Origin of the sequence: Lysinibacillus sp. PWR01, assembly GCF_043359455.1 — a bacterium.
Taxonomy (GTDB): Bacteria; Bacillota; Bacilli; order Bacillales_A; family Planococcaceae; genus Lysinibacillus; species Lysinibacillus fusiformis_F.
The window spans coordinates 26,853-34,867 of the sequence record NZ_JBHERJ010000046.1 but is presented as its reverse complement, the minus strand read 5'-3'; the positions used below and the strand labels follow the sequence as shown (position 1 = coordinate 34,867).

At 39.6% G+C, this 8,015-nt stretch carries 7 protein-coding genes and 1 riboswitch; of the genes, 1 reads left to right on the top strand and 6 read right to left on the bottom strand.

Going from position 1 to position 8,015, the window contains the following annotated elements:
• Positions 1 to 45 precede the first annotated feature (45 nt).
• From sdhB to ACEVFT_RS07420, 3 genes are all read right to left on the bottom strand, one after another.
• Positions 46 to 825 carry a succinate dehydrogenase iron-sulfur subunit gene (gene sdhB, locus ACEVFT_RS07430; protein ID WP_205444844.1) on the bottom strand — a complete coding sequence of 260 codons (780 nt, stop codon included), beginning with the start codon at positions 823 to 825 and terminating at the stop codon, positions 46 to 48.
• Between the two features lie 5 nt (positions 826 to 830).
• Positions 831 to 2,585: a succinate dehydrogenase flavoprotein subunit gene (sdhA, locus tag ACEVFT_RS07425; protein ID WP_205444846.1), complete on the bottom strand. Its 1,755-nt coding sequence runs from the start codon at positions 2,583 to 2,585 to the stop codon at positions 831 to 833.
• Positions 2,586 to 2,651: 66 nt separating this feature from the next.
• Positions 2,652 to 3,260: a succinate dehydrogenase cytochrome b558 subunit gene (locus ACEVFT_RS07420; protein ID WP_141904737.1), complete on the bottom strand. Its 609-nt coding sequence runs from the start codon at positions 3,258 to 3,260 to the stop codon at positions 2,652 to 2,654.
• 272 nt (positions 3,261 to 3,532) lie between these two features.
• Between ACEVFT_RS07420 and ACEVFT_RS07415 the strand changes: the two genes are divergently transcribed.
• A complete protein-coding gene (locus tag ACEVFT_RS07415) occupies positions 3,533 to 3,967 on the top strand; it encodes a YslB family protein (protein WP_205444847.1) in 435 nt (144 codons plus the stop codon).
• 93 nt (positions 3,968 to 4,060) lie between these two features.
• Here ACEVFT_RS07415 and ACEVFT_RS07410 read toward each other — a convergent pair whose 3' ends face one another.
• From ACEVFT_RS07410 to trxA, 3 genes are all read right to left on the bottom strand, one after another.
• Complete coding sequence (locus ACEVFT_RS07410) at positions 4,061 to 5,287, bottom strand: aspartate kinase (protein WP_393949073.1); 1,227 nt, start codon at positions 5,285 to 5,287, stop codon at positions 4,061 to 4,063.
• Between the two features lie 134 nt (positions 5,288 to 5,421).
• A riboswitch (Lysine riboswitch) is annotated at positions 5,422 to 5,600 on the bottom strand.
• 108 nt (positions 5,601 to 5,708) lie between these two features.
• Entirely contained in the window at positions 5,709 to 7,499 is a 1,791-nt protein-coding gene (gene uvrC, locus ACEVFT_RS07405) for an excinuclease ABC subunit UvrC (protein WP_393949072.1), read from the bottom strand.
• 123 nt (positions 7,500 to 7,622) lie between these two features.
• Positions 7,623 to 7,934, bottom strand: coding sequence for a thioredoxin (gene trxA / locus ACEVFT_RS07400; RefSeq protein ID WP_004226420.1), 312 nt, complete (start codon positions 7,932 to 7,934; stop codon positions 7,623 to 7,625).
• Positions 7,935 to 8,015 lie beyond the last annotated feature (81 nt).

Sequence of the window (8,015 nt, the reverse complement as noted above, 5' to 3'; positions counted from 1 at the left end):
AAACTCCCTCACACAAAGTGTAAGGGAGTTCAGCTTGTCCGTATATTAGTCTACGTAGTGGTCAGAACCGAAGAAGTTACGGAACATTTGCACTGAAGTAGCACGGTTTAATGAAGCGATTGATGTTGTTAAAGGAATCCCTTTTGGACATGCGGCAACACAGTTTTGAGAGTTACCACAGTTCGCAAGGCCACCATCGCCCATAATCGCATTTAAACGTTCGTCTTTAATCATTGCACCAGTTGGGTGAGTGTTGAAAAGACGTACTTGTGATAATGGAGCTGGTCCGATGAATGAAGCTTTTTCAGATACGTTCGGACATGCTTCCATACATACACCACAAGTCATACATTTAGATAATTCATAAGCCCATTGACGTTTACCTTCTGGCATACGTGGACCTTCACCTAAATCATACGTACCATCGATTGGTACCCATGCTTTAACTTTTTTAAGCGCGTTGAACATACGTTCACGGTCAACTTGTAGGTCACGAATAACAGGGAATGTCTTCATTGGCTCCAATTTAATTGGTTCAGTCAATTGGTCAACAAGTGTTGAACATGATTGACGTGGACGGCCATTGATCACCATTGAACATGCACCACAAACTTCTTCTAAACAGTTCATATCCCATGATACTGGCGATGTGTTTTCACCATTTTCAGTAACAGGATTTTTTTGAATTTCCATTAAAATAGAAATTACGTTCATACCATGACGGTAAGGCACTTGGAATTTTTGCCAGTAGCTATCGCCGCCCTGTGTATCTTGACGTAAGACTTCTACTTTAACCATTCTTCCAGTATTAGCTGAGATTTGCATAACTTTTAGTCTCCTTTCGCAGAGTAGTCGCGTTTACGTGGTGGGATTAAAGAAACGTCGACTTCTTGGTACGTGATGATTGGATTACCAGTAGTTGGGTCAAACTTCGCCATTGTTGTTTTCAAGAATTGCTCGTCATCACGGTTAGGGAAATCAGGTTTATAGTGTGCACCACGAGATTCATTACGTAATAGTGCACCTTTTGTCATTACTTTTGCAAGCACTAACATATTTTTTAGCTGACGTGTAAAGTGCGCGCCTTGATTGCTCCATTTTTGCGTATCATTGATGTTGATGTTGTTCCAGCGCTCAGTAAGCTCATCAAGTTTTTTCAATGTATCTTCAAGCTGATCATTGTAACGTACTACAGTCATTGTAGCAGTCATCATTTCACCAAGCTCTTTATGCAGTAAGTAAGCGTTTTCTGTGCCTTCCATTTTCATGATAGCATCCCATTTCGCTTGTTCCTCTGTTACACGAGCATCATAAATCTCTTGTGGAAGATCTTCAGCATGCTTTTTAAGATGTTTTACATAATCTACTGCGTTTGGTCCTGCAACCATACCACCGTAAATAGCAGATAATAATGAGTTTGCACCAAGACGGTTTGCACCATGTTGAGAGTAATCACATTCACCTGCTGCAAATAGACCAGGAATTTCAGTCATTTGATTGTAGTCAACCCATAATCCACCCATTGAATAGTGAACTGCTGGGAAAATTTTCATTGGTAATTTACGTGGGTCATCCCCTACGAATTTTTCGTAGATTTCGATGATACCACCAAGTTTAACGTCTAATTCATGTGGATCTTTATGTGAAAGATCTAGGTATACCATGTTTTCGCCATTGATACCAAGTTTTTGGTTTACACAAACGTCGAAAATTTCACGTGTTGCAATATCACGTGGTACTAAGTTACCATAAGCTGGGTATTTCTCTTCTAAGAAGTACCAAGGTTTACCGTCTTTATAAGTCCAAATACGACCACCTTCACCACGAGCTGATTCTGACATTAGACGGTTTTTGTCATCTCCAGGAATCGCTGTTGGGTGAATTTGAATGAATTCACCATTCGCATATGAAGCACCTTGTTGATAAACGATAGAAGCAGCAGAACCTGTGTTAATAACAGAGTTTGTTGTTTTACCGAAGATAATACCAGGGCCACCAGTCGCCATAATAACAGCGTCTGCACGGAATGATTTAATTTCTTCTGTACGCATATCTTGCGCTACGATACCACGGCAAACGCCGTCTTCATCGATAATAACACCAAGGAATTCCCAGTGTTCATATTTATTTACTAAACCAGCTACTTCATGAGAACGAACTTGCTCATCTAGCGCATATAGTAATTGTTGACCAGTTGTTGCACCAGAGAAAGCTGTACGGTGCATTAAAGTACCACCAAAACGACGGAAATCTAAAAGTCCTTCTGGTGTACGGTTGAACATAACACCCATACGGTCCATTAAGTGGATAATGCCAGGTGCTGCGTCACACATACCTTTTACTGGTGGTTGGTTCGCTAAGAAGTCCCCACCATATACTGTATCATCAAAGTGAATCCATGGAGAATCCCCTTCACCTTTTGTATTTACCGCACCATTAATTCCGCCTTGCGCACAAACAGAGTGTGAGCGTTTTACAGGAACTAATGAGAATAAATCAACTTCAGTACCAACTTCAGCTGCTTTAATCGTTGCCATCAGACCGGCAAGACCACCGCCGACAACAATTATTTTGCTTTTCGCCATGATTATTTCTCACTCCTCTTAAAAAATTGCAATGATTGCATGTGCTCTATCGTAGCTTCTATTGAATTATACGAAAGCTAAAATAGCTGCCACACCAACTACACTTAGAATTACGAAAATAATGTTTGTTACGTAAGTAGCAATCTTTTGAGACTGAGGAGATTGTGTAATACCCCAGCTTACTAGGAATGCCCATAAACCGTTAGATAAGTGGAAAGTTGCTGATAAAATACCAACAATGTAGAATCCAAGCATGAATGGATTAGCAACGATATTCGCCATCATGTCGTAATCAACGTGTGTGCCAAGTGCTTTTTGAATACGAGTTTGGAAAATATGCCATGCGATGAATATCACTAAGAATACACCAGTAAAACGTTGTAAAGAGAACATCCAGTTACGGTACGTGCTGAAACGTCCTGTGTTTGGTGTAGCAGTGAATGCAATGTAGACACCATAGAATGCGTGGAACATTAATGGAATATAGATGACAATCCATTCAACTAGGATAAGGAATGGAATCTTTTCCATTACTGCGGTAGCATCGTTGTAACTTTCTGCCCCGCCTGTTGCTGTAAAGTTAATGAACAGGTGCATCGTTAAAAACAGACCTACTGGAATGATCCCAAGTAGAGAATGTAAGCGACGCCATAAAAACTCTCGATCTTTCGACAAGACTGTTACCCCCCTTAGTACTTAAAATAGCACAACAAAAGAAGTCATCATTTTGTAAATGATACTTCATTGACTGTGTATTTCATCATGGTACAATATTATGACATGTTTATTGTACTCTCAAGAGCTACGAGCGTCAAGGCAACTCGGAGTTTTTCATAGAGCTTATTAAAGAACTAATCTAGTACATGATGCGTCGTTTTTTCTCGAAAAATCTATCATTACTTTATTACCGTTAAATTTTAAGAAAATTCTAAGAAAGAAGGATAACAATGTTAAACACTCCATCTCCTACAATCTCATCATTTGGCTATGAGATCATTCGTGATCATATTCTATCTTCTATACTTGGTAAACATGAAGATGATGTCCTTTATTGGGCAGGTAAAGAGCTTGCTCGCAAGTTCCCATGTAAAAGTCAAGATGAACTTATCGCATTTTTCGCAGATGCCTGCTGGGGTACATTAGAGCTTATGAAGGAATCAAAGGATGGACGCATTTTCCAGTTGACAAACGACCCTGAAATTCTGCAAATTAAACAACGTAGCTTTAAACTTGAAGCAGGATTTATAGCAGAGCAAATTCAACTAGCGAAAGGCTATCTTACAGAATGCTATAATGAAAAGCGAGAAAAGCAACAATACGTCATGTTTACAGTCAAATGGGACGTCAAAGAACGTATTATGAATACCATTCCCTCAGAGTAATAAAAAGGATTGTCTCCCCCTAACGGGATGACAATCCTTCTTTTTTCTTCCTTTAATTTCGGACAATTACATAAAATGCTGTTTCTTCTATTATTATATGTAAAGTGCTTGCTCTAAATTAAACTCATCATGCAGTGCATTAGCTGCTTGGATCATATCATCCTGTGGTACAACAACAGAAACTTTTATTTCAGAAGTACTCACCATTTTCACAGGGATATTTTCACGACGCAACCGATCAAACATACGAGCAGCAACACCTGGATTAGAGGCCATGCCTGAACCAATAATGGAAACTTTCGCTAACCCTATTTCGAAGTCTGCAAAACTAAATCCGAGTGATAATTTACTATCTTCTAGAACACGTAATGCTTCTGCAAATTCCTCTTTTAAAATGGAAAACGAAACAGTTGGTTTCAGCCCATCAATAATGGCTTGAACAATAATATCTACATTAATGCGGTTCTCAGCAAGAATAGTAAATATATCTGCTAATGAAGCATTAGAGAAAGCATCATACCCTACTGTTAAACGAATAATATCTGATTCAAAGGCCACGCCACGAACAACTAAGTTTTTTTCCATTTCCACTTCCTCCTTCAATAAAGTGCCTACTGACTCTACTAAACTTGAGCGTATGATAACAGGCATTTGAAATTTCTTTGCTAACTCCACCGCACGTGGATGTATGACATGAGATCCTAAATGAGATAATTCTAACATTTCATCATAGGAAATTTCCTGTAGCTTTTGGGCATGTGTCACATAACATGGATCTGCTGTATAAACACCGTCCACATTTGTATACATATCAGCTCGCTCCGCTTCCAATGCGATGGCAAGCGCTACAGCTGCCGTTTCAGCTCCACCTTTCCCAAACATGGTGATATTGTGATCTTCGTCAACCCCTTGTTCCCCAGCAATGACTACAATTTGCCCCTGTGCAAAGTGTTCTTCGATTCGACTAACATCAATATAGTCGATACGCGCATGCTGATACATACCATCCGTATGAATACCTGCCTGCCATCCAGTCAGAGACACAGCCTCATAGCCTGCTTCCTGTAAGGCAATGGCAAATAAAGCACTAGATAATTGAGAGCCTGTAGACAAAACTGCATCTAATTCTCGTTTTGACACATCGTCAGTTAGTTGATGTACCATCATTTTCATTTCTTTGGCAGTATGTCCCATTGCTGCAACAACTACCACTACATCAAATCCTCTGTCCTTTTCAGCAATCGCTTTCCGAGCTGCCTGTTGGATTTGTTCAGTAGAAGCTAATGCAGCTCCTCCAAACTTCATCACGATTTTAGCCATTTCTTTCGTTCTCCCTTCCAGTCCATGTATTTCACCTAATTACAGGAGACAAAACAGTTTCTAGAAAAACTAAAAGGCAGCCTCCACAAAACGTGAAAGCTGCCTATAACATGTACAATAATCGTAACTTGCCCATGTGTGATAGCTCTCCGAAACGTTTAGAATCGACAGTCTTACATTTCTTAAATGCAAAACCAGTACAGCAATGGAAACAACAACGCTGGACTTCGGCAAGCTCCCCTTTCACACAATATCTCTGGACTTGTCCATCCTCCATTGTGTTACTCTTGAATCTTGCACCTCTATCATCACCTTAAAGTGAATGTATTCAATTCATTAAGCCTTAGCGTAAATAAGCTAGTCACGCCAGTTAGCTCTCCATAACATTGAAAACAATGTTATTTACAACCATAGCACATGCCTATTCCTTTGACAATGATTCTTGCTGAAAATAGCTAAAAATTTGGCTTGCTAAATTAGCGGGCATCCCTGCCTTCTGTAAAGCTAGCTCGCTCGCCTCTCGAATTTTTTTGACTGATCCGAAATATTTAAGCAACTGTTGCTTACGTTTTGGTCCTACCCCTTCAATATGATCTAATACAGATTGAATGGCATGCTTCTCATGCTGTTGACGCAAGAAGGTAATAGCAAAGCGGTGGACTTCGTCTTGAATTCGTTGTAATAAATAAAAGCCATCACTTGTACGTTTTAAGGCAATCACCTCTGGCGGATCGCCAAACAATAGCTGAGATGTATTATGCTTGTCATCCTTGGCTAAACCAGCAATCGGTATGACAAGACCAAGCTCATCTTCTAGTACTTCACGGGCTACTTCCATTTGCCCCTTTCCACCATCAATTAACACTAAATCTGGTAATGGTAGACCTTCCTTTAAAACACGTATATAACGACGACGTATAACCTCCTGCATTGCACCGTAATCATCATGCTTGGCTGCTGTACGCGTTTTATATTTTCGGTATTCCTTTTTCGCAGGCTTTCCATCAATGAAAACAACCATGGCAGATACTGCATCTGTTCCATGCATATGACTATTATCAAAAGCCTCAATTCGTAAAGGTGCACTAATACCCATTGCTTCACCAAGTGCCTCACAAGCACCAATCGTACGTTCTTCCTGACGTTCTATCAGCTGGAATTTAGCTGCCACAGCAATTTCGGCATTTTTGGTTGCTAATTCAACCAGTTCCTTCTTTTGACCTCTTTTTGGTGTGAGAACTTTGATCTCTAATAATTCCGTTAAGATGGCTGCATCAATGGCTTGTGGAATAAAAATTTCTTTTGGCTTAATATGCTCTGGCTTTTCATAAAAGCGCCCAACAAATGTTAAAAATTCTTCCTCTGCATCCTGATAGATCGGGAAAATCGAGACATCACGCTCAATCAGTTTACCTTGGCGCACAAAGAAAACCTGAACACACATCCACCCTTTTTCAACGGCATAGCCAAATACATCGCGATTTGTTGTATCACTTGATACTATTTTTTGTTTCTGCATGACCGTATCAATATGCGCAATTTGATCTCGAAATTCCTTCGCTCGTTCAAATTCTAGGTTTTCAGCGGCTGCAAGCATTTTAACTTCAAGCTCTTTTTTGACTGCCTCCACACCACCATTGAGAAACTTCGTCATATCCTCAATCATCTCTTGATAAACCTGACCATCAATTTCCTTAACACAAGGTGCTAGGCATTGACCCATGTGATAGTACAAGCAAACCTTGGAGGGTAATTGTACACATTTGCGCAACGGATACAGTCGATCCAATAGTTTTTTCGTTTCGCTCGCTGCATAGGCATTCGGATAAGGACCAAAATATTTAGCCTTATCCTTTTTTACCTTCCGTGTCGTAATCAGACGAGGATGTTTTTCATTCGTAATTTTTAAATATGGATAGGTCTTATCATCCGTTAACATGACATTATATTTTGGATCATGTAACTTGATGAGATTCAGCTCTAAAATAAGTGCTTCAATATTAGATGATGTCACGATATACTCAAAATCTTCTATTTCACCTACAAGTCTTTGAGTTTTCCCTTCATGTGTTCCAGTAAAATAGGAGCGTACACGGTTTTTCAGAACTTTTGCTTTACCGACATAAATGATTGTCCCTTGTCGATCCTTCATCAAATAGCAGCCAGGCTGATCCGGTAAAATATCCAGTTTTCGCTTTATTAAATCGTTCATTACCTACCTGCCCCCCTAAGTAAAAATTCCCCTCAATGAATCCTATTAGTTATTTTTCTTTATTATATAACGAAAAAAAGCCGAACACATCTATTGATGGCTCGGCTTTGTGAACTTCATTCATTACGCATGTTTTGCGATAAATGCTTCTAAAGCTTCTTTCGGTTGGAAGCCTACAGTTTTGTCAACTAATTCTCCATCTTTAAATAATAGTAAAGACGGGATTGACATAATTTGATACTGAGCTGCAGTACCTTGGTTATTGTCAACGTCAACTTTTACAATTTTAGCCGCACTACCTGCAGCGTCCATTTCTTCAAGAACTGGCCCAATCATTTTACATGGTCCGCACCAAGCAGCCCAAAAGTCTACTAGTACTAACCCTTCTTTAATATCGTCCTGGAACGTAGCATCTGTTGCATGTACAATTGCCATTTGAAATCCTCCTTAAACTTACTATGATTGTAGTATAGCATGGATAAATTCACTTGAGCGAACAATCTGCCTACAATGTAT